The organism is Citrobacter sp. C348, from assembly GCF_047467975.1.
Taxonomy (GTDB): Bacteria; Pseudomonadota; Gammaproteobacteria; order Enterobacterales; family Enterobacteriaceae; genus Citrobacter; species Citrobacter gillenii.
Window position 1 is genome coordinate 176,025 of sequence record NZ_JASJUJ010000003.1, and the last position, 26,863, is coordinate 202,887.

At 51.4% G+C, this 26,863-nt stretch carries 30 protein-coding genes and 1 pseudogene; 12 read left to right on the plus strand and 19 right to left on the minus strand.

Annotated features, from left to right (window positions below):
- Positions 1 to 33 precede the first annotated feature (33 nt).
- Positions 34 to 888, minus strand: coding sequence for an aldo/keto reductase (locus tag QNN86_RS07430; protein ID WP_414210864.1), 855 nt, complete (start codon positions 886 to 888; stop codon positions 34 to 36).
- A 165-nt stretch (positions 889 to 1,053) separates the two neighbouring features.
- The gene (locus tag QNN86_RS07435; protein ID WP_096757314.1) at positions 1,054 to 1,800 is read right to left on the minus strand and encodes a MipA/OmpV family protein; all 747 of its coding nucleotides are present in this window, start codon (positions 1,798 to 1,800) and stop codon (positions 1,054 to 1,056) included.
- Between the two features lie 433 nt (positions 1,801 to 2,233).
- On the opposite strand from QNN86_RS07435, the gene yeaG reads away from it, so the two are divergent.
- A complete protein-coding gene (gene yeaG, locus QNN86_RS07440) occupies positions 2,234 to 4,168 on the plus strand; it encodes a protein kinase YeaG (RefSeq protein ID WP_096757315.1) in 1,935 nt (644 codons plus the stop codon).
- A gap of 122 nt (positions 4,169 to 4,290) precedes the next feature.
- Positions 4,291 to 5,568 carry a YeaH/YhbH family protein gene (locus QNN86_RS07445; RefSeq protein ID WP_096757316.1) on the plus strand — a complete coding sequence of 426 codons (1,278 nt, stop codon included), beginning with the start codon at positions 4,291 to 4,293 and terminating at the stop codon, positions 5,566 to 5,568.
- Between the two features lie 86 nt (positions 5,569 to 5,654).
- On the opposite strand, the gene QNN86_RS07450 is transcribed toward QNN86_RS07445, so the two are convergent.
- Genes QNN86_RS07450 through QNN86_RS07460 form a run of 3 tightly spaced genes read right to left on the minus strand, consistent with a single transcriptional unit; the run spans position 5,655 to position 7,520 of the window.
- Positions 5,655 to 6,287 (minus strand): CatB-related O-acetyltransferase, encoded by a 633-nt coding sequence (locus QNN86_RS07450; RefSeq protein WP_170973041.1) that lies wholly within the window; start codon positions 6,285 to 6,287, stop codon positions 5,655 to 5,657.
- A 38-nt stretch (positions 6,288 to 6,325) separates the two neighbouring features.
- Positions 6,326 to 6,736, minus strand: a complete 411-nt coding sequence (locus QNN86_RS07455; protein WP_117342968.1) for a hemerythrin domain-containing protein — start codon at positions 6,734 to 6,736, stop codon at positions 6,326 to 6,328.
- A gap of 13 nt (positions 6,737 to 6,749) precedes the next feature.
- Positions 6,750 to 7,520 carry a class I SAM-dependent methyltransferase gene (locus QNN86_RS07460; protein WP_117342967.1) on the minus strand — a complete coding sequence of 257 codons (771 nt, stop codon included), beginning with the start codon at positions 7,518 to 7,520 and terminating at the stop codon, positions 6,750 to 6,752.
- A gap of 177 nt (positions 7,521 to 7,697) precedes the next feature.
- Between QNN86_RS07460 and dgcJ the strand changes: the two genes are divergently transcribed.
- The 3 genes from dgcJ to QNN86_RS07475 all read left to right on the plus strand — a co-directional run bounded on the left by dgcJ (position 7,698) and on the right by QNN86_RS07475 (position 10,328).
- Entirely contained in the window at positions 7,698 to 9,188 is a 1,491-nt protein-coding gene (dgcJ, locus tag QNN86_RS07465; RefSeq protein WP_414210866.1) for a diguanylate cyclase DgcJ, read from the plus strand.
- A 45-nt stretch (positions 9,189 to 9,233) separates the two neighbouring features.
- Positions 9,234 to 9,737 (plus strand): YbaK/prolyl-tRNA synthetase associated domain-containing protein, encoded by a 504-nt coding sequence (locus QNN86_RS07470; RefSeq protein ID WP_279276949.1) that lies wholly within the window; start codon positions 9,234 to 9,236, stop codon positions 9,735 to 9,737.
- A 144-nt stretch (positions 9,738 to 9,881) separates the two neighbouring features.
- The gene (locus QNN86_RS07475) at positions 9,882 to 10,328 is read left to right on the plus strand and encodes a DUF441 domain-containing protein (protein ID WP_016152803.1); all 447 of its coding nucleotides are present in this window, start codon (positions 9,882 to 9,884) and stop codon (positions 10,326 to 10,328) included.
- Here the strand turns inward: QNN86_RS07475 and QNN86_RS07480 are convergent.
- Positions 10,311 to 11,103: pseudogene (locus QNN86_RS07480) on the minus strand (AraC family transcriptional regulator); the annotation flags it as partial. The gene QNN86_RS07475 and the pseudogene QNN86_RS07480 overlap by 18 nt on opposite strands.
- Positions 11,104 to 11,202: 99 nt before the next feature.
- Between QNN86_RS07480 and QNN86_RS07485 the strand changes: the two are divergent.
- The gene (locus QNN86_RS07485) at positions 11,203 to 12,390 is read left to right on the plus strand and encodes a CynX/NimT family MFS transporter (protein WP_414210868.1); all 1,188 of its coding nucleotides are present in this window, start codon (positions 11,203 to 11,205) and stop codon (positions 12,388 to 12,390) included.
- A 38-nt stretch (positions 12,391 to 12,428) separates the two neighbouring features.
- Here the strand turns inward: QNN86_RS07485 and QNN86_RS07490 are convergent, their stop codons facing one another.
- The gene (locus tag QNN86_RS07490) at positions 12,429 to 13,136 is read right to left on the minus strand and encodes a CTP synthase (protein ID WP_414210869.1); all 708 of its coding nucleotides are present in this window, start codon (positions 13,134 to 13,136) and stop codon (positions 12,429 to 12,431) included.
- Between the two features lie 198 nt (positions 13,137 to 13,334).
- Here QNN86_RS07490 and QNN86_RS07495 point away from each other — a divergent pair, with 198 nt between their 5' ends.
- On the plus strand, positions 13,335 to 13,682 hold the full coding sequence (locus QNN86_RS07495; RefSeq protein ID WP_181619247.1) for a DUF488 domain-containing protein: 348 nt from the start codon (positions 13,335 to 13,337) through the stop codon (positions 13,680 to 13,682).
- Between the two features lie 7 nt (positions 13,683 to 13,689).
- Here the strand turns inward: QNN86_RS07495 and QNN86_RS07500 are convergent, their stop codons facing one another.
- Positions 13,690 to 13,938 carry a DUF333 domain-containing protein gene (locus QNN86_RS07500; RefSeq protein WP_181619246.1) on the minus strand — a complete coding sequence of 83 codons (249 nt, stop codon included), beginning with the start codon at positions 13,936 to 13,938 and terminating at the stop codon, positions 13,690 to 13,692.
- 186 nt (positions 13,939 to 14,124) lie between these two features.
- On the opposite strand from QNN86_RS07500, the gene QNN86_RS07505 reads away from it, so the two are divergent.
- Genes QNN86_RS07505 through yoaJ form a run of 3 tightly spaced genes read left to right on the plus strand, consistent with a single transcriptional unit; the run spans position 14,125 to position 15,373 of the window.
- Positions 14,125 to 15,150: a sensor domain-containing diguanylate cyclase gene (locus QNN86_RS07505; RefSeq protein ID WP_414210870.1), complete on the plus strand. Its 1,026-nt coding sequence runs from the start codon at positions 14,125 to 14,127 to the stop codon at positions 15,148 to 15,150.
- 47 nt (positions 15,151 to 15,197) lie between these two features.
- Positions 15,198 to 15,296, plus strand: coding sequence for a YoaK family small membrane protein (locus QNN86_RS07510; protein WP_096757327.1), 99 nt, complete (start codon positions 15,198 to 15,200; stop codon positions 15,294 to 15,296).
- A gap of 2 nt (positions 15,297 to 15,298) precedes the next feature.
- Positions 15,299 to 15,373, plus strand: a complete 75-nt coding sequence (yoaJ, locus tag QNN86_RS07515; protein ID WP_099530266.1) for a protein YoaJ — start codon at positions 15,299 to 15,301, stop codon at positions 15,371 to 15,373.
- Between the two features lie 49 nt (positions 15,374 to 15,422).
- On the opposite strand, the gene QNN86_RS07520 is transcribed toward yoaJ, so the two are convergent.
- Positions 15,423 to 15,671 (minus strand): GlsB/YeaQ/YmgE family stress response membrane protein, encoded by a 249-nt coding sequence (locus tag QNN86_RS07520; RefSeq protein ID WP_096757328.1) that lies wholly within the window; start codon positions 15,669 to 15,671, stop codon positions 15,423 to 15,425.
- 358 nt (positions 15,672 to 16,029) lie between these two features.
- Here QNN86_RS07520 and fdhF point away from each other — a divergent pair, with 358 nt between their 5' ends.
- Positions 16,030 to 18,177, plus strand: a complete 2,148-nt coding sequence (fdhF, locus tag QNN86_RS07525; protein ID WP_414210871.1) for a formate dehydrogenase subunit alpha — start codon at positions 16,030 to 16,032, stop codon at positions 18,175 to 18,177.
- A 54-nt stretch (positions 18,178 to 18,231) separates the two neighbouring features.
- On the opposite strand, the gene QNN86_RS07530 is transcribed toward fdhF, so the two are convergent.
- From QNN86_RS07530 to leuE, 4 genes are all read right to left on the minus strand, one after another.
- On the minus strand, positions 18,232 to 18,876 hold the full coding sequence (locus QNN86_RS07530; protein WP_181619243.1) for a hypothetical protein: 645 nt from the start codon (positions 18,874 to 18,876) through the stop codon (positions 18,232 to 18,234).
- Positions 18,877 to 19,084: 208 nt separating this feature from the next.
- Positions 19,085 to 19,267 carry a DUF1869 domain-containing protein gene (locus tag QNN86_RS07535; RefSeq protein WP_096757331.1) on the minus strand — a complete coding sequence of 61 codons (183 nt, stop codon included), beginning with the start codon at positions 19,265 to 19,267 and terminating at the stop codon, positions 19,085 to 19,087.
- Positions 19,268 to 19,270: 3 nt separating this feature from the next.
- Positions 19,271 to 19,633 (minus strand): DUF1971 domain-containing protein YeaR, encoded by a 363-nt coding sequence (gene yeaR, locus QNN86_RS07540; RefSeq protein WP_096757332.1) that lies wholly within the window; start codon positions 19,631 to 19,633, stop codon positions 19,271 to 19,273.
- Between the two features lie 175 nt (positions 19,634 to 19,808).
- Positions 19,809 to 20,447: a leucine efflux protein LeuE gene (gene leuE, locus QNN86_RS07545; protein ID WP_181619242.1), complete on the minus strand. Its 639-nt coding sequence runs from the start codon at positions 20,445 to 20,447 to the stop codon at positions 19,809 to 19,811.
- 235 nt (positions 20,448 to 20,682) lie between these two features.
- Between leuE and ycaC the strand changes: the two genes are divergently transcribed.
- On the plus strand, positions 20,683 to 21,309 hold the full coding sequence (ycaC, locus tag QNN86_RS07550; protein WP_279276952.1) for an isochorismate family cysteine hydrolase YcaC: 627 nt from the start codon (positions 20,683 to 20,685) through the stop codon (positions 21,307 to 21,309).
- A gap of 57 nt (positions 21,310 to 21,366) precedes the next feature.
- Here the strand turns inward: ycaC and zinT are convergent, their stop codons facing one another.
- Genes zinT through QNN86_RS07580 form a run of 6 tightly spaced genes read right to left on the minus strand, consistent with a single transcriptional unit; the run spans position 21,367 to position 26,799 of the window.
- The gene (zinT, locus tag QNN86_RS07555; RefSeq protein ID WP_414210872.1) at positions 21,367 to 22,017 is read right to left on the minus strand and encodes a metal-binding protein ZinT; all 651 of its coding nucleotides are present in this window, start codon (positions 22,015 to 22,017) and stop codon (positions 21,367 to 21,369) included.
- Between the two features lie 57 nt (positions 22,018 to 22,074).
- Complete coding sequence (locus QNN86_RS07560; RefSeq protein ID WP_414210874.1) at positions 22,075 to 22,665, minus strand: ATP-binding cassette domain-containing protein; 591 nt, start codon at positions 22,663 to 22,665, stop codon at positions 22,075 to 22,077.
- Positions 22,649 to 23,443 (minus strand): ATP-binding cassette domain-containing protein, encoded by a 795-nt coding sequence (locus tag QNN86_RS07565; protein WP_279276954.1) that lies wholly within the window; start codon positions 23,441 to 23,443, stop codon positions 22,649 to 22,651. Before QNN86_RS07565 ends, QNN86_RS07560 begins: the two co-directional genes overlap by 17 nt.
- A complete protein-coding gene (locus tag QNN86_RS07570) occupies positions 23,437 to 24,249 on the minus strand; it encodes an ABC transporter permease (protein ID WP_279276955.1) in 813 nt (270 codons plus the stop codon). Before QNN86_RS07570 ends, QNN86_RS07565 begins: the two co-directional genes overlap by 7 nt.
- Complete coding sequence (locus QNN86_RS07575) at positions 24,239 to 25,213, minus strand: ABC transporter permease (RefSeq protein WP_279276956.1); 975 nt, start codon at positions 25,211 to 25,213, stop codon at positions 24,239 to 24,241. The genes QNN86_RS07570 and QNN86_RS07575 overlap by 11 nt, the downstream gene beginning before the upstream one ends.
- On the minus strand, positions 25,213 to 26,799 hold the full coding sequence (locus tag QNN86_RS07580) for an ABC transporter substrate-binding protein (RefSeq protein WP_414210875.1): 1,587 nt from the start codon (positions 26,797 to 26,799) through the stop codon (positions 25,213 to 25,215). The genes QNN86_RS07575 and QNN86_RS07580 overlap by 1 nt, the downstream gene beginning before the upstream one ends.
- Positions 26,800 to 26,863: the final 64 nt, after the last annotated feature.

Sequence of the window (26,863 nt, forward strand, 5' to 3'; positions counted from 1 at the left end):
TTTGCCAGTTGCCTGATGGCAACTGGCGTTTTATCAGGCCATATCTAGCGGTGTTTTACCTGCTGGCGCTGGAAAAACCGAGTCTAACAACATCAACTCCTCGTCAGAAAGCGTCATATTTAGCGCTGCGGCATTCTGCTCAACGTGAGCGACATTTGCCGCCTTCGGAATGGCTATCACCCCCGGTTGTCGAATAACCCACGCCAATAAAATCTGCGCGGCGCTGGCCTTGTGCGCGTGCGCAATCTCACTCACCACCGGATTAGTGAGCAAATCACTGCGTAAACGCCCCGCCTGGGCCAACGGGCTGTAGGCCATGACCGGTATCTGCCGTCGCTGACACCATGGCAGCAAATCAAACTCAATGCCGCGTGACGCCAGATGATACAGCACCTGATTCGTGGCACACTGCTGTCCACCAGTAACCTGCCATAGCGCCTGCATGTCTTCATAGTCGAGGTTAGAAACGCCCCAGCGGCGGATTTTCCCTTGCGCGATCAATCTTTCCATCGCCTCAACCGTCTCTGCAAATGAAAAATTACCCGTCCAATGCAGTAAGTAGAGATCCAGGTAACCGGTTTTTAGTCGCCGCAGGCTCGCTTCGCAGGCCGCGATAGCTTTCTGGCCCCCGGCATTCCAGGGATAGACTTTTGATACCAGAAAAGCGTCATCGCGTCGCCCCAATAACGCCTCGCCGACAATCTCTTCCGCTGCACCATCAGCGTACATTTCTGCAGTATCAATAAGGCGCAAACCCAGATCCAGTCCAGCACGCAGCGCCGCCACTTCAGCTCCCCGGTAATGGGCGTTTTCACCCATATACCACGTCCCCTGCCCGATAGCAGGAAGCGTGGCCTGCCCGGTAAACATCACCTGTTTATCTGTCATTGCACTCTCCTGTATTTTGCACCACAGTAAAGCAAAACAGTGCGCATGTGTCCTGTAATGGTGCACAAATTGCACCATCATCGTTTGGGCTATTTGTTGCCAGGCCTGCCAGCAGACACAAAAAAGCCCGCTGTAATACGGGCTTCTGTTCAGTATGTTCAGTTATCAGAACTTGTAGGTAATACCCGTAGAGATCAGACCCGTCCAGGATTTGTCTACCATCGGACTGTCGGTCACTTCATCAGACAGGTGGGTATAACGCGCCGTCGCGTACGCACTCCAGTTGCCGATGAAGTTATAATTTGCGCTCAGCTCCAGGTACGGGCTCCAACTGCTATTTGGATCGTAGCTGCGCAGGCCGCTGCGAGAGGATTCATGACGCGATACACCATAATAGTATTCGTTTTGGTTTTCGCTGTTCCACTCGATACCGATCCCCGGCGTCAGCGTCAGGCCACCGTTAGTGTAACGATATAACCACGCCAGATCCCAGACGATACCATTACTGTTGTCCAGCGCGTCTCCCGCAAGGCTGGTGCGCAGGAAACCGTATTGGGTATTGTGGACGTAAGACAGACCGGCCATCATAGTGCTCTTACGTTTATCCAGTTGACGCAATTGGCTGTTATCGCTGTCACCCGGTTTAAAGTACATCGGTGACCAGTAAGCCATGACAGACAACTTATCGGTATTGTCATTCCACAGGTAGTAACCGCCCCCCAGCCCACGGAACCAGAAGTTCTCGCTGTCATAGGTCACTACAGGTACCGGGTAAACGTCGTTATCGTATTGTTTATAAGCGTTCTCGACCACACCAACGCCCGCGCCCAGCGACAGGTCGCTTTCTGCTTGTGCTACGCTGGAAGAAGTGGCAATAAGCACGCCAAGTGCCAGAAGTTTGAGTTTGGTCACAGTCCATAATTCCTTATTCAAATGTAAAGCACCCAAAGTGTAACCGTCATTGCGTGACAGCCCAACTATTTTACGTATTCATCTCGTTATGTAACCCTCTAATTTCTCAGCGAGTGATGACATTTTACTTGCAGCCTGATGAACAAGGTATGAATTCAGTCCTATTTATTTACATAACAGGTCTATTTTTTGCCGATGAGTTATTGATATGCCATTGAAATTCGTTTGCGCGCGCAGGCAAGTTTTGCAAATGCCATCTACGCTTAATTTTAGAAGGTGTATCACTGAATACGTTGATCTTCTGACCATCAAAATGGCATGAGAGTTGCTTATTTTTCCAGCAGCGACGTCGTTCAGTTTACCTCTTCAGGGGCCTCTACTATTCATATGAACGGCTCTTAACATGTGCTAAAAAACGAAAGGACGGCATACCATGAATATATTCGATCACTATCGCCAGCGTTATGAAGCTGCCAAGGACGAAGAGTTCACGCTGCAGGAGTTTCTTACCACTTGTCGGCAAGATCGCAGTGCTTATGCCAACGCGGCAGAGCGGCTATTAATGGCTATTGGTGAGCCTGTCATGGTCGATACTGCCCATGAACCTCGACTTTCTCGACTCTTCTCTAACCGGGTTATTGCACGTTATCCCGCGTTTGAAGAGTTTTACGGCATGGAAGACGCGATTGAACAGATTGTCTCCTATCTGAAGCACGCGGCGCAGGGGCTGGAAGAGAAGAAGCAGATCCTGTATCTGCTGGGGCCTGTAGGGGGAGGAAAATCCTCTCTTGCTGAGCGACTGAAGTCGCTGATGCAGAGGGTACCGATTTATGTCCTGAGCGCCAACGGTGAACGCAGCCCGGTTAACGATCACCCGTTGTGCCTGTTTAATCCGCAGGAAGATGCACAAATCCTGGAGAAAGAGTACGGGATCCCACGTCGCTATCTTGGCACCATTATGTCGCCATGGGCCGCGAAGCGTCTGCATGATTTTGGTGGAGACATCACCAAATTCCGCGTGGTTAAAGTGTGGCCGTCTATTCTGGAGCAAATCGCTATCGCCAAAACGGAACCGGGCGATGAGAACAACCAGGATATTTCCGCGCTGGTCGGCAAAGTGGATATTCGTAAACTCGAACACCACGCCCAGAACGATCCGGATGCCTACGGCTATTCCGGCGCACTGTGCCGGGCTAACCAGGGGATTATGGAGTTCGTGGAGATGTTTAAAGCACCGATTAAAGTGCTGCATCCTCTGCTGACCGCAACGCAGGAAGGTAACTACAACGGGACAGAAGGTATTTCTGCCCTGCCGTTTAATGGCATCATTCTTGCCCACTCAAACGAATCTGAATGGGTGACGTTCCGTAACAACAAAAATAACGAAGCCTTCCTCGACCGCGTATACATCGTGAAGGTTCCATATTGCTTACGCATTTCCGAAGAGATCAAGATCTACGAGAAATTGCTTAATCACAGTGAATTGACCCACGCGCCGTGCGCACCGGGTACGCTGGAAACGCTGTCTCGCTTTACCATTCTTTCTCGCCTGAAAGAACCAGAAAACTCGAGCATCTACTCGAAGATGCGCGTTTACGATGGCGAGAGCTTGAAAGACACCGATCCGAAAGCGAAATCCTATCAGGAGTACCGGGATTACGCCGGAGTCGATGAGGGGATGAACGGTCTGTCAACGCGCTTCGCGTTTAAGATCCTCTCCCGCGTGTTTAACTTTGACCATGTAGAAGTGGCGGCCAACCCGGTGCACCTGTTCTATGTTCTGGAACAGCAGATTGAGCGCGAGCAGTTCCCGCAGGAGCAGTCCGAACGTTATCTCGAGTTCCTGAAAGGTTATCTGATCCCGAAATACGCTGAATTTATTGGCAAAGAGATCCAGACCGCCTATCTGGAATCCTACTCCGAGTATGGACAGAACATTTTTGACCGTTATGTCACCTATGCGGATTTTTGGATCCAGGATCAGGAATACCGTGACCCGGACACCGGTCAGCTGTTTGACCGCGAGTCGCTGAATTCAGAACTGGAAAAAATTGAAAAACCGGCGGGTATCAGCAACCCGAAAGATTTCCGTAACGAGATCGTCAACTTTGTTCTGCGCGCCAGAGCGAATAACAGCGGTCGTAATCCAAACTGGACCAGTTACGAAAAACTGCGCACGGTTATTGAGAAGAAAATGTTCTCCAACACCGAGGAGTTGCTGCCGGTCATTTCGTTTAACGCTAAAACCTCAACTGACGAGCAGAAAAAGCACGACGATTTTGTCGACCGCATGATGGAAAAAGGCTACACGCGTAAACAGGTGCGTTTACTGTGCGAGTGGTATTTGCGCGTACGTAAATCGTCTTAACATAAGTGCCCGGTGGCGCATGCGCTTACCGGGCATGCAAAACAATGTTCCGTAGGCCGGATAAGCGCCAGCGCCATCCGGCACTTACAGACATGGCGAACAGTTGGCAGTACGGGGGGCATATGACCTGGTTCATAGACCGACGTCTTAACGGTAAAAACAAGAGCACGGTTAACCGCCAGCGCTTCTTGCGCCGTTATAAATCACAAATTAAACAGTCGATCTCCGAGGCCATTAATAAGCGTTCGGTGACTGATGTCGATAGTGGCGAGTCTGTCTCTATCCCAACCGATGATATTAGCGAACCGATGTTCCATCAGGGGCGTGGAGGCCTGCGCCATCGCGTACATCCGGGTAACGACCATTTTGTGCAGAACGACCGTATAGAACGCCCTCAGGGCGGCGGCGGGGGTTCAGGAAGCGGGCAAGGCCAGGCCAGCCAGGATGGAGAAGGCCAGGATGAGTTCGTGTTTCAAATTTCTAAAGATGAGTATCTGGATCTGCTGTTTGAAGATTTGGCACTGCCGAATCTGAAGCAAAATCAGCAACGTCAGTTAACGGAATACAAAACCCACCGTGCGGGCTTCACCTCCAATGGGGTGCCAGCCAATATCAGCGTGGTGCGTTCCCTGCAAAACTCACTGGCGCGCCGCACGGCGATGACGGCAGGTAAACGTCGGGAGCTGCACGCGCTTGAAGCTGACCTGGAGACCATCGCCAATACAGAACCGGCGCAGTTGCTGGAGGAAGAACGCCTACGCAAAGAAATTGCTGAACTGCGGGCAAAAATTGAACGCGTCCCGTTTATCGACACCTTTGATTTACGCTATAAAAATTATGAGAAACGACCCGATCCTTCCAGCCAGGCGGTGATGTTCTGTCTGATGGACGTTTCCGGCTCGATGGATCAGTCAACGAAAGATATGGCCAAGCGGTTTTACATTCTGCTGTATCTGTTCTTAAGCCGTACCTACAAAAACGTGGAAGTGGTTTACATTCGCCACCATACCCAGGCAAAAGAGGTGGACGAGCATGAGTTCTTCTACTCTCAGGAAACCGGGGGCACCATCGTCTCCAGCGCGCTGAAGTTGATGGATGAAGTGGTGAAAGATCGTTACGATCCTGCCCAATGGAATATCTATGCAGCGCAGGCATCAGATGGCGATAACTGGGCGGATGACTCACCGTTGTGCCATGAGATTCTGGCGAAAAAACTGCTGCCGGTGGTGCGATATTATAGCTATATCGAAATCACTCGCCGCGCGCACCAGACCTTATGGCGTGAGTACGAGCATCTGCAATCGACCTTTGATAACTTTGCCATGCAGCATATTCGTGACCAGGATGATATCTATCCGGTGTTCCGGGAACTGTTTCATAAGCAGAGTGCCACAAGTTGAGATGAACCATTGAAGATCGGCCAGTTACGTACTGTTTCTGGCTGATTTTTCAACAAGACACGCCCACTCTACGCCCAATTCGCCGTTTACACTTGTCTCTGCCGGGCAACGCTCAACTCCAACGCTGAAATATCGCCAGATGACAACAGCGGTTGCAACGCCACCAGCGTCTCTTCCGCCAGTTGATACAAATCCAGCGCCAGCAATCGTTTAATATCCTCTTCGGGAAGTCGATATCTTATGATCTTCGCCGGATTCCCGCCGACAATCGCATACGGAGGCACATCTTTGGTCACGACGGCACCCGCAGCCACGACAGCGCCTTCCCCAACCGTCACGCCTGGCATAATCATCGCGCGCATACCTAACCAGCAGCCATCCTTGAGAACCGTGTCTCCGCGAAACTGGTAGGCATCGTTGATGGACGCCATAAAGGGATAAAGACTTATCCAGTCCAACCGGTGGGTACTGTTTCCCCCCATAACAATCACGCTCTCGGCACCAATACAGACGAAATTACCGATGATCAACTTATCCAGATGCCCGAGCGGTTCCCACTCTCTGCTAACCTCGTCGCCGAGTAAATATCGCACGACTGAAGCCTCAAAGCCTTTATCCCAGCAGTCGCTGTAATAACTGTGCGTCCCTTTGATCACAATATTGGGATTCGTCACTGTCTGGTGAAGATATTCCATTCTCGACCAGTGTTTTTCTGACATTCCAGTAGCCCTTTACTCAGTTATGTTCTGAACGCACATTACATCCTTTCTACCAGCGGATAGAAATCTTTATTTTCCCGCTGCATACGCTCAAACACTTTGCGTAATACGGTATTGGCGTCGCGTCTGAACGCCTCGTCATTACCCATCAGCTTGCTGGCAATATTCCAGCGGCGCGAAAACGCATCATACTCACCAACAATATCCGCCATTTCACGTTGAAATTGGGTACTGACCTGTCTGAGTTTACTATTCCCATCCTGTTCAATTTGAGGATAAAGAAACTGATCTTCCGCTGACAGATGCGTTTTAATGATCGCACTCATGCTCACGATCGCCGCCGCAATTTGCTGCGCATTGGAGGATACCCCGGACTGGCTTAACGTACGTAGAAAAGATATTTTTTCGAGAATATCAACGTGCTGATGTTTCATTTTATCCAGATTCATCCCTTTATCCTTTTTATTTACCCTTTACGGAACAGCAGGCGATATAGTTGAGTTGGTGACGCTGTGCGCGGAAAAAACGGAACATCTTTAGAAAACGCTGGCGATTCTCATGCGTGCGTAGTCCGTTATAAGCAATTTTAAGGGCGCCGTTAAATCCCTCATCACGAATTAACCCCTGCGGCGACATTAGCGACATTTCACCATTTTGCTGTAGCACCTGTTCAAATCCCGCGCCCAGAAATAGATCGCGCCAGCCTTGCTGCGTCAGTGGACTCACATTTGACTTCACAACCTGCTGAAGCTGGTTTTGATCGCCCTCTCCCAGTTTTTGCGCCGTAAACATAATGTCATGGGTTAACAAGCGCCCACCAGGTTTCAGTACCCGATGGTATTCCGCAATCAACTTCGTCTTAGCCTTATCACCGTACATCGTGAGCATGGCTTCATTAATCACCACGTCAAAACTGTTGTCGGCGAAAGGAATAGTATTCGCATTAGCGGCCATGACATGAATGTGATTTTCCAGCCCATGGACAGCGACGTTATTTCTCGCCTTAACCAGCGCACTTTTATCCATATCAATGGCGTATACAGTGCAGCCAAAGCGTTGCACCAGTTCAATCGCCGTGGTCGCCATGTTACACGCCACTTCAAGCACCTGACTGTCTGACGTCAATTGCGACTGGCTGAACAGCCATTCTGTGGCTTCTATACCCCCCGGGCGCAGGCGGGTTTTCCCCAGGCTGGCCAGAAATGTATGGCCTGCTTTTTCCATCGTACTCATCGGCCTGTCTCCTTTTCTATAAGTTGCATTATAAATACAACATTAAAGATTAAAGGTGAAGAGTACGAATGATTTTTATTACAAAAATAGCCAACAATGGGTCATTCCCATACCGTTAGAGTGGACGTTTAGCGTGTGATAAACTGAAGTATCGGACTTACAGGGCTGAAAAACATTATGAAATTTCATCATAAAGCGCTCCGGCACTTTATCTCCGTAAGCGTTATTGTTTTGACCTCTTCTTTTCTGGTGTACGAACTGATTGCCAGCGATCGGGCAATGAACGCCTATATGCGTTATGTCATTGAGAAAGCCGACTCTTCTTTCCTGTATGATAAATACACTAATCAGAGTATTGCCGCCCATTTAATGCGCCGTTTTTCATCGCCCAAAGCCCCTGTTTCTGCTGAACAACGAAAAGCACTGTGCCAGGCATTTGAGCACGTTAACGGCACGTACGGGCTGAATCTCACCTCACATAGCTACCTGCCGTTACGCGGTACTTTACAGACCCACTCAGCAAACTGTATTGAACAACTTGATGACATATTCTTGTTGCCCGCTTTCGACCAGGCGGTCAACGTCAATCGTGAACTGGTCGATTACGGCCACGGATTAGCCACACTGGAGTATAAATTTCGTTATTACATTGATTTAAATAATAACTATATCTATTTCTACAACCTGATTAACTCTAATCAGTTCACGATGAATCATTGGTCTTTTTTGCAAAAAGGCACGCTGGGAATTCACCAGAACGATATCGATGATGTTTTTACCGGCCGCACCGTCATTTCCAGTATTTATGAGGATGACCTGACGCAAGAAAAAGTCATGAGCTTTATCACCCCGGTCTATTACGTCGGTAAACTCAAAGGCGTCGTGATGGTGGATGTGAACAAGGACAATCTGCGGCATATTTTTTATACCAGCGATCGTCCCCTCGTCTGGCGTTATCTGAACGTCACGTTGTCTGACGTCAGTTCAGGAAAAGAGATCGTCATCAACCAGAGTGAATCAAACCTGTTCCAGTATGTGCAATATGTTAATGATATTCCCGGCGGAATACGGATCACACTCTCCCTTGATTTAATGTACTTTATTGTCTCTTCCTGGAAAATTTTCGCTTTTTACCTGCTGGCAACCGCGCTACTGCTGAATTTGGTCAGAACCCACTTTCGTTTGTATCATAACGTCCGGCGCGAAAATATCAGCGATGCGATGACCGGGTTGTACAACCGTAAAATCTTAACGCCAACGCTTGAGCAACGTTTGCAGCAACTGGTCAACGCCGGAACGCGGGTGACATTTATCGCTATTGATTGTGACAAGCTAAAAACCATTAATGACACGCTGGGACACCAGGAAGGCGATCGTATTATCACTATTCTGGCCAAAGCGATTCAAAACGCGATCCGCAAAAGTGATTATGCCATTCGGCTCGGGGGCGATGAGTTCTGCATGATTCTGATCGATTATCCTACCGAGCTCACTCCTCAGTTGCTGGAACGGATCGACGAGAACTTACACATTATTGCGCCGGGGACCTCCGTTAGCTTTTCCGCCGGTATTTATAATATGCAGCCGGGTGACACCATTAACGATGCTTACAAAGCCTCTGACGCCCAGCTGTATCTCAACAAACAGAAAAAGCACCCTCGTTCGTGATACTTTTTCTGCGCAGGATTTTTATTGTTGTATCAGGAGTAAGACATGACGGAAGTAAATACAGGTAATGTAACCCATCAACGTTTGGTCGCGTTATTGTCGGAACACGGCGCAACGTACCGCGTGGTCAGCCACGACGCCGTCGGCAAATGCGAAGCGGTATCAGAGATTCGTGGCACAGCCTTGGGTCAGGGCGCAAAAGCCCTGGTGTGTAAAGTGAAAGGCAATGGCGTCAATCAGCATGTGCTTGCTATTCTTTCTGCCGATCAACAGGCTGATCTGAGCCAACTCGCCAGCCATCTTGGCGGCTTGAGGGCCTCCCTGGCAAGCCCTGCTGAAGTGGATGAACTGACGGGATGCGTCTTTGGCGCCATTCCTCCCTTCAGCTTCCATCCTCAGCTCAAGCTGGTCGCCGATCCACTCTTGTTCGAGCGTTTTGATGAGATTGCCTTTAACGCCGGGATGCTGGAAAAGTCGGTCATTATGGACACCCAGGATTACCTGCGTATTGCGCAACCGGAGTTAGTCACGTTTCGCCGCACGCAATAACACGCTATAACGCCCCGTTACCGGCACAGAAACGCACGGTTATGCGTTCGCCCAAATAGCGTATATATCACTAAAAAAAGCCTGTTCCACCACGCATTTGCGCGTACAGTAAGCAGGCTTATCTTTTTTGGCAAGGAAACTACGATGTTTGATGTCACTCTGCTGATCCTGCTCGGACTGGCAGCTCTGGGCTTTGTCAGCCACAACACCACTGTCGCCGTTTCAATCCTGGTGCTGATCATTGTCCGTGTCACCCCGCTGAACACCTTTTTCCCGTGGATTGAAAAACAGGGCCTGACTGTCGGGATTATTATCCTGACGATTGGCGTGATGGCACCGATCGCCAGCGGAACGCTACCGCCCTCCACGCTCATTCACTCCTTCGTAAACTGGAAGTCACTGGTCGCCATTGCTATCGGCGTATTCGTCTCCTGGCTGGGTGGACGTGGCGTCACGCTGATGGGCAGTCAGCCGCAGTTAGTCGCCGGGTTGCTGGTCGGTACGGTACTGGGTGTTGCGCTGTTTCGCGGCGTCCCTGTGGGGCCGCTCATCGCCGCGGGTCTGGTTTCGCTGATTGTGGGGAAACAGTAGCCAGCCCCGTCAGATAACGGCCTGGGGTTTGACCCAGGCCTTTTTTGAACATGGTGATAAAGGCGGTTGTTGAATCGTAACCCAGCATGTGGGCGACCTGCTGGACGTTACGACCATCAACCAGCGCCTGTAATGCCAGAATCAACTGTAGTTGCTGACGCCAGCGGCGAAAACTCAGCCCGGTCTCTTTCACCACCAGCCGGGCAAGATTGCGTTCGCTCATCGCAAACACGCTAGCCCACTGGCCCAAGGTCTGCCATTGCGCGGGCTCCTGCGCCATCGTTGCGACCATCCTGCGAATTTTCGGATGATCGGAAACCGGCAGCTGCATTTGCTCCTGCGGTTGCTGCGGAAGTTCATCAAACAAGACCTGCGTCAGCCGCTGCGTTGACGGCTCCAGCCGCTGGGCATCGGTTCTGGTCGCCAGTGAAAGTATCAGTTCCCGGCAGAGTGGCGAGATTTTCAGCGTGCAGCAACGTTCAGGCATCACCACCGCCTGCGGTTCAATAAACAAAAAACACAGCTCAGCGCCAACGGTGACGTGATTGCTGTGAGGGATCTCACCCGGGATCCACACCGCGTACTGGGGTGGCACCATCCACATGGCGTGTTCAACTTCACAGGTAATAGCGCCATGCAATGCCAGGATCAGCTGGCCTTTACGGTGCTGATGCAGCGGGCTGAAGAGTTCATCTTCCTGAGCCTGAATACAAAAAGCCACAGCAGCATCGTGATAGCGATCCGGTTCATACCCGTCCAGCCTCAGTCCCAGCATAACGTTGTCCGATTTTAGCGATAATCTGTCATTTTAGCTTGATTCATCCATGGTGTAAAAACGGTAAGGTATCGCCTCGCCTGACGATAAGAGAAAAAGATGACCTGTTCCCCTTCCCCCCGCGGCAAGCAAGGTGTGTTGCTGATTGCGGGTATCCTGATGATCGCCACCACGCTTCGCGTTACCTTTACCGGTGCAGCGCCGCTGCTGGATGCCATTCGCGCAGATTACGCGCTGACGACCGCCCAGACGGGGCTCCTGACTACCCTGCCGCTGCTGGCCTTTGCGTTAGTGTCCCCCCTGGCGGCGGGCGTTGCCCGTCGATGGGGTATTGAGCGCAGTCTGTTTGCCGCCATGCTGCTGATTTGCGCCGGTATTGCCATACGTTCATTGCCCTCGCCGCCATTCTTATTTGCTGGAACCACCCTCATTGGCTGTGGGATAGCATTAGGCAACGTGCTGCTTCCGGGACTGATTAAGCGAGATTTTTCACAACATGTCGCAAAACTTACCGGGGCGTACTCGTTGACGATGGGAGCTGCGGCCGCCATTGGCTCAGCCATCGTGGTGCCGCTGGCGCTTAACGGATTCGGCTGGCGCGGTGCGCTGATGATGTTGATGGTTTTTCCGCTGCTGGCGCTGGTTATCTGGCTACCGCAGTATCGCCAGACGAGCCATGCCACGATGAGTAACTCGCGCGTGTTGCATTCCCGAGGGATCTGGCGCTCCAGCCTCGCCTGGCAGGTGACGCTGTTTTTGGGGATCAACTCACTCGTCTATTACGTGATTATCGGCTGGTTGCCCGCTATTTTGATTAGCCATGGCTACAGCGAGGCACAGGCGGGTTCGCTGCACGGTTTGCTGCAACTCGCTACTGCCGCACCCGGCTTACTGATCCCTTTAATCTTGTTTAAATTGAAGGATCAACGCGCCATTGCCGCTTTGGTCTCATTAATGTGCGCAATTGCAGCCGCAGGATTCTGGCTGCTACCCAACCAGGCCGTGTTGTGGACGATTTTATTTGGCTTTGGCTCTGGCGCGACGATGATCCTCGGACTGACGTTCATCGGGCTTCGTGCCAGTTCTGCGCACCAGGCGGCTGCGCTATCCGGTATGGCGCAGTCTGTGGGGTACTTGCTGGCGGCATGTGGTCCGCCGTTAATGGGAAAAATTCATGACCTTAACGGTAACTGGCAGATACCGTTGATTGGCATCGCCCTGCTAGCGACACTGATGGCGGTGTTTGGCCTGTATGCCGGACGCAACCGTGAGATAACCTCACCATAATGTACGGGGCAGGCTCATTACAGTCCTGCCCGACTTTTTTATCCGCGCGCTGCGTACAGCATCGCCTGAACCAACGGCACAGGTTTCCCCGTCAAGGCACCACGTTCATGTTGAAAGAGCGTGGCGACATAAAAAGGATGCGTCACCAGTTCAATGGCACGAATATCTCCCGCCTCATCCCAGCCTGTCACGCGTAAATCCCCGCGCTCAAGTTCGTCGGCAAAGGCTTGCGATACGCCGTAGTTGCAGTGATAACCTTCGGAAATCACCTCCTGATTGTAGGCTCTGGCGATCAGCGTATTCGCCCGCAGTTCGATATCATCCGTTTTTTCGACCAGCGAGCAGCTCAACGGGGCAATTACCATGCGACCTTCGGTATCCGTTTCTGCGTGTGCGGCATCGTGCCAACCCAGCACGTTGCGGGCATATTCGAGGATGGCATGCTGAAAACCACCGCAGGTGCCGAGGAAGGGAATACTGTTTTCACGGGCGTAACGAATCGCCGTCAGCGCACCTTCAGTGTGCTGATACGGGCTACCGGGCACCACCCAGATAGCGTCATAGCCGACCAGATCCTCATCGCTATTAATATCCGAGGTCGTTAGCCAGTCGTAATCCGCCATTAATTCCAGCACCGCGGCAGCGTCATCAATGGCAAGGGGAATCGCCTGATGCGCGACAATGTCGGGGTTGTAGTCGCCGACCAGCGCAATGCGAAGCGTGTTTTTTACAGGGGAAATGTCCATGAGAGTTTCCTTGTGTCCAGACAATAAGGGACAACATAAGGAGCCTCACCCTACCGATATTTTGTTGTTTTCACAATCCCTTAAATTGGGAGCCAGTCGCGACAAAATGCTATAATGGTCACGTTTTGCGATATTAATACGCCGCAGTGCAGATAATAAAATGTCTCCATTCGGTGACTTAACGGAGCGGAGTGATAAATGAATATTCAGTGTAAACGCGTGTATGATCCGGCTGAACAAAATGATGGTTATCGCGTTCTGGTCGACAGACTGTGGCCACGCGGGGTAAAAAAAACCGACCTGGCCTGCGATGAGTGGAATAAAGCTCTCACGCCCTCGACTGAATTACGTAAAGCATTTCACGCTGAACTTATTGATTTTGAACATTTCGCAGATCAATACCGCGCCGAACTTGCTCAACAGCAGCCGGAAGGGAAACGGCTTGCTGACATCGCGCGTCAACAGGCCGTCACGCTACTGTATGCGGCAAAAAATACGCAGCAAAACCACGCCCTCGTACTGGCTGAGTGGCTACGTCAATGGTAGCAGGCTCTCACTGCGTTTTAGCCGGGTGATCTCTGCGCCAAAGCGTCCATTCGTCAATCACTTCCCCTCCGGGGAGCTTGCAGTCAGAACGTACCCCTTGCGGCGTTTGTACCGCAATCAGCAAACCTCCTTTTTGCTGACAATAAACGGATGCCGGATTCGCCATACCCACTTTCGGTGGCATTGGCGCATCCGGTTGCGTTGTACATCCCGCCAGCATCAGCATGCCTGACAACACGATAAACACAGACTTCATAGCCACTCCTGATAATAAAGTTATTGCGGCAGATTACGCCGACTGTCCGCGTATCTCCATGTTTTACTGATACGTTTTTATTCCCTGCTTACATTTCATACAGTTCGGTTTGTTTCATCTTTCACTGTGTTGTTTTATCATGCAGGCATCACCGTCGTTGTTACTACTCAGGAGTATTTACCTCTCATGTCGGACATGATCCTCGCCAGAGTCTCACAATCATTAGCCACCGAGCAATCGGTTGAGAGTCTGGTTCGGCAACTTCTGGAGATGCTGGAAATGGTGACTGACATGGAGTCGACCTATTTAACCAAAGTCGATTTAGATGCCCGCCTGCAGCATATTCTGTATGCCCGTAACAGCCGACAGATGCAGATCCCCGAAGGACTCTCTGTCCCGTGGGATGAAACGTTGTGCAAGCGCGCAATCGAAGAAAACTGCCTGTACAGTGATAATGTCCCCGCTCGCTGGCCAGACTGTGCCGCCGCACGCGCACTGGAAATTACCACCTTTTTGAGCACGCCTGTCCACCTTCCGGATGGGACGTTTTACGGCACGCTTTGCGCCACCAGCCGGCAGCAACAAGCCCTGAGCCAACGCGGAGAGCAGGTCCTGCATCTGTTTGCGGGCCTGATTGCCCAGTCGATTCAAAAAGAGTCTCTGGTGGCGCAATTACGTCAAGCGAATGCAGCACTCATTGCACACTCCTACACCGATGCACTCACCGGATTACCGAATCGTCGGGCCATTTTCGAAAATATGGAAACCCTCTTTTCGCTGGCCCGTCATTTGCAGCAAAAAATTATCGTCGCCTATATCGATTTAGACGATTTCAAGCTGATCAATGATCGTTTTGGCCATGAAGTTGGTGACCAACTTTTGATCCAGATTGGGCAACGTTTACGTCGTGGATGCAGCGAAAATGATATTCTCGGCCGACTGGGCGGCGACGAATTTCTCGTCGCGGGTCTGTCACAAAAAAGTGAAGAAGATCAACTCACGCGCATGCAGAGGGTTAAAGACCAGTTGCAACAACAACTCTGCGGCGACTATCAGCTAGGCACTATCCGCCTGTTTTATCCTGGCGCCAGCCTGGGCGTGATTGAAGTCGATCCGCGAGAAACCGACTTAAACTGTGCGCTTCATGATGCAGACAGCGCGATGTATCAAGACAAAAAACGCGCGGGCAAAACTGCTTTTTTCACGCATTAAGCCCTGTTATTCTGGTTCATCTTTACATAACGTTGGCTGGTGAAACCATGCGGATTGGTATTATTTTCCCTGTCATTATCTTCATTTCCGCCGTTGTTTTTTTATCCTGGTTCTTTATTGGCGGCTACGCCGCACCGGGAGCATAGCCATGAAAAAAACAACGCTCATCATGATTGGTGTCGCCATTATTGTGGTACTCGGCACCGAATTGGGCTGGTGGTAAAAAAATAAAGGCCACATGAAGTGGCCTCTATTTCAATATCTGTTTTGATTTAGCTTTTGACTTTTCTGTAGATAAACAGAACAACGAGCGCGCCGATAATCGCCACGACAAAGCTGCCAAAGTTGAAACCATCCACTTTGCCAAAGCCAAGCAATGTACTGATCCAACCACCAACGACTGCACCGATAACCCCTAAAATAATGGTCATAAAGAATCCGCCGCCGTCTTTACCTGGCATAATCCATTTTGCCAAAATCCCAGCGATCAGACCGAAAATAATCCATGAAAGTATACCCATTTGTTTCCTCGCTTATGTTTTTACGTGAACGATTGACTCGCTGTTTAAAAGCATAGCATAGACCCGAAAAATTAAAATTTGTGATCGCCATCACTTTGTATTTTCATCTTTTTCCGATGATTCATGAGGTTAAACCATCCTAAATGGCGATCTTTTCTGACGTTTATCGTCATTAATGTCGTATCGTCAGTGACTTTACGTTTAATTTCTGAGCCAAACCCTACCGTGACTACGTTTTCAATTCTGGCACACTTTATGCTTTAACAGCCCGTCACTACGATACACCGTAGCCCGTGACCTGTTCACGTGGTTGCGTCTACAATTCGCGCTATTTCAGCATTTAACAGGTCTGTTATTGATGAAAAAAATCACCAGTGTATGCCCATACTGTGGGGCCGGGTGCAAGCTCAAGCTTGTTGTTGAAAATAACAAAATCATCCGCGCCGAAGCCGCTGAAGGGGTGACCAACCAAAACCAGCTATGTCTGAAAGGCTACTACGGTTGGGATTTTCTTAACGACACGCGCCTTCTGACTCCCCGTCTGACTCGCCCGCTGATCCGTTATGAAAAAGGGGGAAAGTTCACGCCCGTCAGCTGGGATGAAGCTATTCGCTACACCGCAAAACGTCTATCCGACATCAAAAATGCCTATGGCCCCCGCGCCATCATGACTACGGGTTCTTCCCGAGGGACGGGAAATGAAACCAACTATGTGATGCAAAAGTTCGCGCGTGGCGTGCTCAACACCAACAACGTCGATTGCTGTGCTCGCGTATGCCATGGCCCTTCCGTTGCCGGATTGCAGGAAACCTTAGGCAATGGCGCAATGAGCAACTCCATCAGCGACATTGAAAATTCCAAATGCCTGCTCATCTTTGGCTATAACTGCGCAGACTCTCATCCGATAGTTGCCCGCCGGGTCATCAAAGCCCGTCAGAACGGGGCGAAAATCATTGTCTGCGATCCTCGCCGCATTGAAACCGCGCGTATTGCAGACCAGCACCTGCAGTTGAAAAATGGCTGTAACATGGCGCTGGTCAACGCCTTTGGACACGTGCTGATTGAAGAACAGCTCTACGATCGTGAATACGTACAAAAGCATGCCGAAGGCCTGGAAAGCTATTGGGAAACCGTAAAGGACTATGCGCCTGAAACCGTTGAACACCTCACCGGGGTGCCCGCTCAACAGGTACGCCAGGCGATGCGCACCTTTGCCGCCGCACCGTCAGCGACGGTGATGTGGGGAATGGGCGTGACGCAGTTCGGCCAGGCTGTCGACGTCGTGCGTGGGTTGTCGAGTCTGGCCTTGCTGACCGGCAATCTGGGTCGACCTAACGTCGGCGTCGGCCCGGTACGCGGGCAGAATAACGTTCAGGGCGCATGCGACATGGGCGTGCTTCCCAATCAATTTCCGGGCTATCAGGACGTTACCGATCCCGCAGTGAGAGCGAAATTTGCTCAAGCCTGGGGGATTGACGTCAACCAGATGGATGACAAGGTGGGCACACGGATCACCGAAGTCCCGCATCTGGCGATTGAAGGCAAAGTTAAAGCCTACTACATCATGGGGGAAGATCCGCTGCAAACCGAAGCCGATTTGGGCCTGGTTCGAGAAGGCTTCAACGCGCTCGATTTTATCGTGGTGCAGGACATATTCATGACCAAGACGGCGGAAATGGCCGACGTTATCCTGCCCGCAACCTCATGGGGCGAACACGGTGGCGTCTTTACCTGCGCCGATCGTGGTTTTCAACGTTTTGAGAAGGCCATCGAACCCACCGGGGATGTGAAGCGCGACTGGGAAATTATCAGTCTGCTGGCGATGGAAATGGGTTACCCAATGCAGTATCAAAACAACCAGCAAATCTGGGATGAGATGCGCGAACTCTGTCCGCTATTCTATGGGGTAACGTATGAGAAAATGGGCGATATGGGCCATATTCAGTGGCCTTGCCCGGATCTCGATCACCCTGGCACCCCGTATCTCTATCAGAATAGTCGGTTTGATACCGCCAACGGTAAGGGCAAGCTGTTTGCCGCTCAGTGGCGAGCCCCTGCCGAAGTACCGGATGAAAAATACCCGATGGTGCTCTGTACCGTACGCGAAGTGGGGCATTACTCCTGTCGTTCCATGACCGGCAATTGCGCGGCACTGCAGGCGCTGGCAGATGAACCGGGCTATGTGCAAATCAATACTCAGGATGCCGCCAAACAGGGGATCCGTCATCGTGACCTGGTGTGGGTGAGTTCCCGTCGTGGGAAAGTCATCAGCCGTGCCGATGTCTCTGAACGCATCAATAGCGGAACGGTGTATATGACGTATCAGTGGTGGATTGGCGCATGTAACGAGTTAACCCAGGATAATCTTGATCCTATCTCGAAAACGCCGGAAACCAAGTATTGCGCGGTAAATATCGAACACATCACCGATCAAAATTGGGCGGAGAAGCATGCTGCGCAATCGTATAGCGAGATGAAGTCACGTTTATGTGAGGCTATTGCGTAAATAAGAGTACGCACAGCCTGAGTCTTTTGTTCAAGGCTCAGGCTGTTATTTCGATCACTTAGCTAGCAGCTGCTTGCCCACACGAACAAATGCGTATTCTTCCTTCTTATCTTGCCGCATAAAACCAAGGTTCATCAGAAATAATCCCACCATAAACGGCAGTTCATACAGCTCTTCAATAAGATCGCCGTAATGGGCATTATGCAGAAACAGTGGTGCCAGCAGACGATGATGTTCTACGGTGTCAGATATCAAAAATGCACAGGTGGTGATTGCCAGCAGCCAAATCGGCAGCGGTTCATTGCGTACACGACGTGCAATATCCTGCCGTAAGCGCTTCGACAGTAACACTGGCAGAATAATCATGGCAATTAACACGACTGAGATGGTTCTGAACAGGAGTTTAGGATGCTCAGGGAAATAATCACGGCCCCAGCTGGTGCTTCTGCCCAGTAAAACCAGCCACCACACTGCCGCCCACAACCAAAATTGCTTCTCGCCTTCAGGACGAGATAAAGGCCGGATATAGCCGAGAGTAAATACCGCGCCAAACAGTAGCCACAGCGCCTGCCCATTTTCAATCCATCTGACGACGGTGCCGTTTAACAGAGGAAGATTCCAGTTTGCGGTGAACGGGATCGCGACGATGACCAGTCCAAGAATGAGCGTAGGTAATGTAAGCTGGGTGTTCAATTTCATAAGCAAGATGTTCTGTAATGTTACTGTGTACCGATCATAACCCCTGTGAATGGTTGCCTATTAGCAATGAATGCGATGTTCTTAAGGTTTTCTTAAGAATTCTTTTTTCGGACTTTTTCAACAACACGTCACGGTTCGTCAGTCAATAAAAAAACCGCAGCACGCTGCGGTTTCTCATATAAATCATAAAGTAACAGTAGTTCTGGCGTTACCAGCCGCAGACGTCGTGCTCATTTTCTGTATCGTACGAACGTACGGTATTCACCAGATCTTTGACCACTTCGGCTGCCACGTCGGGTACCAACAGCGTCATTGGCGCTTCCGTTTCATAATCAACAGAAACGCCATTGCTGTTATTGGTTACGGTGACGGTATAGGTTGCTTTACTCATGATTCACTCCTTGCCGGTACGCACGACTTTTCGTTGATTAGCACTCTCCATCAGAACCTCAGGCGCAACGAAAAAATCGATATTAAAGTAGGTGTCGTCGGTCATCACTTCGATGTTATGCCATTTTTCCGGTGGGAAAACGCCAAACTGACCGGCTTCAATAATCATCACCTCTACAGGTTCCGGGCTGTGCTCATCTGCGAATCCGAGATATTTGACCGCCCCCTGCATAACCGACAGTCGAGGATAAACCCCCGCCCGGGTTCCTTTATCAAGGTGGCGTTCGAAAATTCCGGCAGGCGCAGTGTCTTTGTTCCAGAACGGCGTTGAGCGTGTATGAATGTGATTCTGTGGAATTTGAAGCATCTTTCTTCCCTTTTCCAGTCGACAACCAGCGAACCTTATTGAATCGCTGCTGTGAACAGGGTACGCCTCAAAATATACATTTAAAATACCATTTATTGGTTAGTATTCTTACTGATGGGCAATGAAAATCATAGGGGAAAACACAAAGCCCGCTGCCAGGAGCGGGCTAATGGCGTTAAGACTGAAGCGTCGCCAGACGGGCTGCAAATCCCACAAAAATTAAACCAATAAGGGAATTGCCCACCTTCGCCAGTTTCTTCTTGGTGCGAATATACTGTGTAACAAAAGCACCGGAGAAAATAAGAAAGCTCAGGTAGAAGAAGCTCACGATTTCAAGCGTAATGGCCAAAATAAAGAACGACAGCCCTGAATGTGCTGCATTGACGTCAATAAATTGAACGAAAAACGACACATAAAACAGAATGGCTTTTGGATTAGTCAGACTCAAAATTAATGCACGTTTGAAAATCGCACCAAAGGGCGTTTCTTCGGTCGCACTCTCCGTGGCCTTCGACTTTAACGTGGCATACAGGATCTTCGCCCCGAGATACAACAGATAAAAAGCCCCCAGATAACGCACGATATTAAACAAAACGGGCGTTGTTTTGATCAATGCCGCAACACCTGCGTAGGCCAAAAACATCAGCACAGCATCACCGATAAATACCCCGCAGGCGGCAAGGTAACCGCCCTTCACCCCTCGCCCGACGCTGTTCTTCAGCACAAAAATCGTATTGGGCCCCGGTACCAGTACAATAAAAATAGCCCCCACCAGATACGTCCAGTAATTCAGAACTCCATACTCTGCGAACACGTTAACCTCTTCCTGATAAAACACATGCACTTGCTGCGAGACAATATGCTAACGAATGCATCACCTGATGGAAAGAGAAGCTTATGAATAGAGCACTCTGTTGCAGAATATTTTTCGTTCCAGATTTGCAACGATGAAACTCATTTTTGCGACTACCCAATACCCGCGATAGCCACTACTGTTTATCAATAGATTTCGCCCTCGAGGCCCACTCTCATCACCTGGAGAAAGAAAAATGACGATTACCTATAAACGTGTGGATAAAGATCAGGCTGCCGTACTGTTGGTCGATCACCAGGCAGGTTTACTGTCGCTGGTCCGTGATATTGATCCCGACAAGTTTAAAAACAACGTGCTGGCGCTGGCCGATCTGGCAAAGTACTTCAAACTCCCCACCATTCTGACCACCAGCTTTGAAACCGGTCCTAATGGTCCACTGGTCCCTGAGCTGAAAGCGCTGTTTCCTGACGCCCCTTACATCGCCCGTCCAGGGCAGATTAACGCCTGGGACAACGACGATTTTGTCAACGCGATTAAAGCCACGGGTAAAAAACAGCTGATCATCGCCGGAGTCGTTACCGAAGTGTGCGTCGCCTTCCCTGCGCTGTCGGCCATTGAAGCTGGGTTCGACGTGTTTGTGGTTACCGATGCGTCCGGTACCTTTAACCCACTGACCCGCGACTCCGCCTGGAACCGTATGTCGTCTGCCGGCGTGCAGTTGATGACCTGGTTCGGTCTGGCCTGTGAATTACACCGTGACTGGCGTAATGACGTTGAAGGGCTGGGCACGCTGTTCTCCAACCATATTCCTGACTACCGCAACCTGATGACCAGCTATAACACGCTGGCTTCCGGAAAATAATATCCGTAATTTATCAACCCGCCGTTATCGGCGGGTTTAAATACAATCGAATGGGAATTAATGATGCAGCATCTCGTCAATCACCGCTTCCGCTTTGAGCTGATACGGATAATAGGTCGGCCAGTTGTCCATCTCTTCAAGCAGCGCTGCCTGTGACGTGTTTCCCATAAAGATGTGATAATGGCTTGATTTGCGTGGCGCAATAATATGATCGCTAAATTGCACGTATTTCGGCGCCTGACTATTTGACTCTTTGCACTCAAACAGATACCGCACACCTTTCTTGCCGGACGTATAGGTCAATATTTTGTATCCGGCGTAGTCATATTTACACGACGCGACCTTATTACCCGTATGAAACTCCATCACGCCGTTCTCGATGCCGATAGTGTCCACGTTAGTGGCATAGCCTGTGCGGTAATAGGCTTTAATCTCCTCCGCCGTTTTACTTTTACCTTTCTCGGCCTTCTGCTTGAATACCGGATCCAGTTCGCCGCTCTGCAAATAAGGATACACGGACTGCCACACGCCATCCCAGTCGCTCAGTGCCCTGTCCATCACATGGCTATTATCAAAAACACCCTCTGACGCTTTTTGCTCTATTTCTGTCATCGGTGCGCCATGAGAATGGTGCCCATGCGCCAGCGCCTGACCGCTGGCTAACAGCATCCCCAAAACAACCGCCAGTTTTTCCAAACGAATAGCCAAAATTTCACCCTCAATATGGTTGCGAGTGAACTGTTATAATATAACGTAACATTGTAATCAACGATTATGCAGCATTCGCGAACAAATCTGATCAAGCAATGCCTGCTGATGGCTGATAATAAGCATACCTAGCGGTCGACGCTGGCATTCTTCAAGAAGCAGCGCCCATATGTCTCGTTGAATCGAAGGGTCAAGCTGGGCGGTAATTTCATCGGCGATAAGAAAACGCGTGCGCGGATCAAGCGCGCGCAGTAGCGCAATACGCGCCAGTTCACCACCAGAAAGCTGCCCGGGTCGGCGGGTTAACCACTCGGGATTGATATGTAAACGGGCGAGCGTTGAGGCATCCGGCTGCCAGGCATCCCGCACCGAATCACCCGTACTTCGCCAGGGGTTGAACGTCAATTCAGGATGTTGCGGCACCAGTTGTACCGGGCAATATTGCCCGACCGGTAACGGTTTATCATCGACTAAAATCTCACCGGAGGTTGGTTTTTGCCAGCCAGCCAGCACGCGTCCCAACGTGGTTTTCCCGGTCCCGCTAGGAGCGCAAATCCCCATGCGCTCCCCGACAGCCAGCGAGAACGTCAGGTTTTGCCACAGCACCTTACCGCCCTGGCGTATAACAACATCACGACAGCACAGCATTCAGCTCTCCAAATAGTTGGTTTCTCTCAGGTAACGCCCGCCATTGCCGCTGCAAATGTTCGCTGATATCGCCACGCAGCAGCTGTTCCCGACTCACGTTATCCGATACCCGTCCCTGATGCAGGGCAACAATCCGGTCCGCATGGCGTGCAGCCAGCGTGAGATCGTGGGTTACCCACAGCACACCACAGCCCTGCTCGCAAAGGCCTCGTAAATGCCCCAGCAGTTGATTCGCCAAAGGCGCATCCAGCCAGGCGGTAATTTCGTCAGCAAGGATATAGCGCGCCTGACTGAGTGACGCATGGCACGCCAGTACACGTTTTGCCATCCCACCGGACAGTTGGCGCGGGAAAGCACCTAATACGCTGTTGTCCAGTTGGCTCCGTTCAAGAAGTTGCGTTACCTTCCCCGCGTCCCAGGGATGACCGGAGAGTTGACTCGCTCTTTTCAAATGCTTTTCAATGGTCAGCAGTGGATTAAGCGCCTGAACCCCTTGCGGTACATAACTAAAGGTATTGCCGCGACATGCACGGATGTCATTACGATCCAGCGTTTTTCCATCGAGGGTTATCGCGCCCTGAACGCGCAGATTGTCTGGTAACAGATCGAGCAGACACTGCAACAGCAGACTCTTACCTTCCCCGCTGCCGCCGACTAATGCCACCATTTGACCGGGGGAAATATCAAAAGAAATATCCTGGAGTAGCGATGACCACTTTCTCGCGCCGTACCAACGATAGCGCGCCACGTCCAGCGAGACCTGCTGTAAACTCAACATGCGTCACCTCTCAACCACAAACGATGTACCGCCCGGGCAAACTGATCAAATAACATCACCAGGCTGAACAGCATTAACCCCGGAAACAGCACCAGCCACCAGTTGCCGTGGCTGATAAATCGCAGCGCATCCGCCAGCAACAGACCCAGCGACGGCTCATGCGGCGCCAGCCCGAAACCAAGAAAACTTAACGCCGCGCTATGTAACACCGCGTGCGGAAACATCAACAACGTCCCGGTCAACCATTGTGGCAATAGCGCAGGTAAGTAGTGATGACGCCAGCAGTAAAAATGCCCGTGTCCCAGCCGTCGGGTCAGCATCAGGTAGTCACTGTGTGCGACGCGTTCCGCCTCCGCGCGCAGGATCAAGGCCAGACGCGGCCAATGGGTCAGCGCAACCGCCAACACCACCCCACTTTTACCACCGCCGAGAGTAAAGCAGATCAAAATCAGCAGCAGCAGATGCGGCATCGACAACATCGCGTCGGTGACTAAGCGCATCAGAACATCCATGCGCGGATGCAAACGCGAAACCGCCGCCATCAATAAAGCAATTACCCCGCTACACATCGCCGCGCCGATACCAATTTGCAGGCTGGTTAACGCCCCCTGAAAGCAGCGCACCCATAAATCACGCCCGAGATTATCGGTGCCAAACCAGTGCAGCGCATCCGGTGGCAGATGGCGGGCCAGCAGATTAACGCTCAGTGCGTTATCCAGCGTAGCGTTGCCATAAATGGCGATGAAGAGTAAACCGCCCGCAGACAGTAGAAGGCGAATCAACGTTGGGGTTGGGTTATAGAGCATCTGGACGCTCCACCGCGCGATTTAGCACATGGACTAACCAGGAAGAGAGCGAGTTGCCGATGAACACCAGCACGGTGCTGAACAAGACAATCCCCATCAGCAGCGGCACATCGCCGCGTAATCCGGCATCAATGGTCGCCTGCCCCAGTCCGGGATACGCAAAGACTTTTTCTGCCAGCAATGCGCCGCCAAAAAGTTCGCCAAGCGAAGCAAATTGCAGGCACAGCGCAGGCGTTATCGCATGATGCAGGACCTGGTGGCGCAGCAGCGACCATCCCTTGTCTCCCTGCGAGCGAGCAAAGCGGACGAAGTCGCTTTTCATCACGCTGGCGATACTTTCTCGGGTGTGCAGCGTAATTTGCCCTAACCCCAATAAACTGAGGGCGCATACCGGAAGAATCAGATGACGCAGACGCTCAGTGAAGCCAGCCATATCACCACTGTTGCCAGGCTCCCACGCGCAGCAGACCGGGAGCACCGGCCAGCGAACCGCAAACACGGCCAGAAGCAGCATTCCTATCCAGAAGGTTGGCAACGATGAAAGCAGATAGCTGAGGCGGCAGATCATTTTATCCGGCCAGCGGTTCAGGAAGCGCCCGGCAACGAACCCCATTGCCGTACCCAGTAACCCCGACATCAACCATGCGCCACAGAGCAGAGCAAATGAGGTCGCAAAACGCTCTTTAATCACGCTGGCGACCGGTGCATTAAACAGCATCGAATATCCGAGATCACCCTGTAAGACGCGTGCAAACCAGTGCCCGAAACGCTCCCACAGCGGCTGATCCAGCCCCCAGCGTGCAGCGATACGCGCATACTGTTCTGGCGGAACATGCAGGAGATCGTTACCAATATAGGCACGAATCGGATCGACCGGCGAGAAGCTGAGCAAGATGAAGGTGCCAGCAGCGACCAGCACCAACAATACGATCAGCCGCAGAAAATGACCCACAACAGACTTCATCAACGGCAGGTCCAGGTCCATTCATCAAGATTGTTGAGCACGGACCAACTGCCGTGAATTTCCGGCGCCCCTTTGCCCAGGTCAATGCACGGATTAGCCAGATAAGTATGCTGGATATTCAGCAACCATGCCCACGCAGCGTCACCCTGAACGCCTGCACCCTGCTTGCCATCCCACTCCACCTGTTGCCAGAAAGGCACCGCTTTTTGCCAGTCCGGCGCATCAATGGCCTGTTTGAGATGCTGTTCAACCGCAGGATTGCTGTAATAGCCGGGGTTGTAATACTCAACGCCCGCGGCCTGCCCGCTATAGTGATGGAAAAGCTCCATCGGATCTAAACTCCCCCAGCCAAATAGCGTGGGATTTGAATGCATGTGGCGCTCAACGGTTTCCCAGCTTCCGGATTGCAGCGACACCGCAATGCCAACAGGTTCGAGCATGGCACGCACCGCTTCGGCTAAATCACGACGCGTACTGTCGCCGCTCGCATACCATAAGGTCAGACGGGCTGCTTTGCCGTCTTTTACACGCACACCATCCGGGCCAACTTTCCAGCCTGCCTGTTCCAGAAGCGCACGCGCTTTGTCACTGTCGCCATCTTTAAACGCAACCGACGGTCCCTGCCACGGCAGTCCCTGCACCGCGCTGTACGCCGGGATAGCGTGGCCTTCCATAACCTGTTCAGCCAGTTGCTTACGATCGATGGCGTAGTTAATGGCCCGTCTGATCGCGACGTCGGCCGTTATATCGTTACCGACCGGATAACCATTAGCATCTTTTTTACCCGCAGGGACCATCGGGAACACGATCCCCCGGTTCTCTACGCTGTTGCGAACCCACAGCTTCAAATTGTCTTGTTGAGGTGCAACGGCCATTGATGGCGCAATACGCACCAGCCCCAGTTGACCACTGCGTGCGGCCGCGTAAGCGTTATCTTCGTCCAGGAAGACAAACACCAGCCGGCTAAAATCATTTTTCTTACCCGCGTACCAAGGATTTGCTTCGACGATTAACTGTTGGCCCGGCTGAAAACTCACCAGCCGATAAGGGCCTGCGCCAATTGGATTTCTGGCAAAGGTTTTTTCATCGTATTGTTTTGCTGGAACAATGCCTAACGAGCCCAGCACGTTCACAAACGTACTCTGCGGACTGCGTAGCATCATTTCTACCGTACGATTGTCTTTCAGGCGGGCATGGGTGAAATTCCCCATGTCGATTTTCCCACCGCTTGTCGCGGCTTTGTTGAAGGTAAATACCACATCTTCCGCCGTGAGCGGGGAGCCATCAGAGAATTTAAGATCGGGTTTTAAGGTTAATGTCCAGGTTTTCCCATCAGCGCTGGTCTCCACCTTCTCCGTCAGCAGGCTTCCCCAGCTCATATCAGCATTTTGTTTTAACAAAGGTGCATGCAGGAGCAGATAGCTGCCGTGACTCCAGCCCAGCATCGGGTCGAATCCCTCCGTGGGTTCGGGTCCAATTGCCAGTTTCAATGTTTGCCCTTCCACCGCCGGTTGTGCTGCGAAAAGAGAGGTCGAAAATGCCAGAGTCAGTGCGCACGTCAACCGTGCCAGCTTGCCGTTAATCATTACCTTATCCCGCTTTTGCGTTGTTTTTATACCGCACAACAGCACATACCCGTTGTGAGGTCTC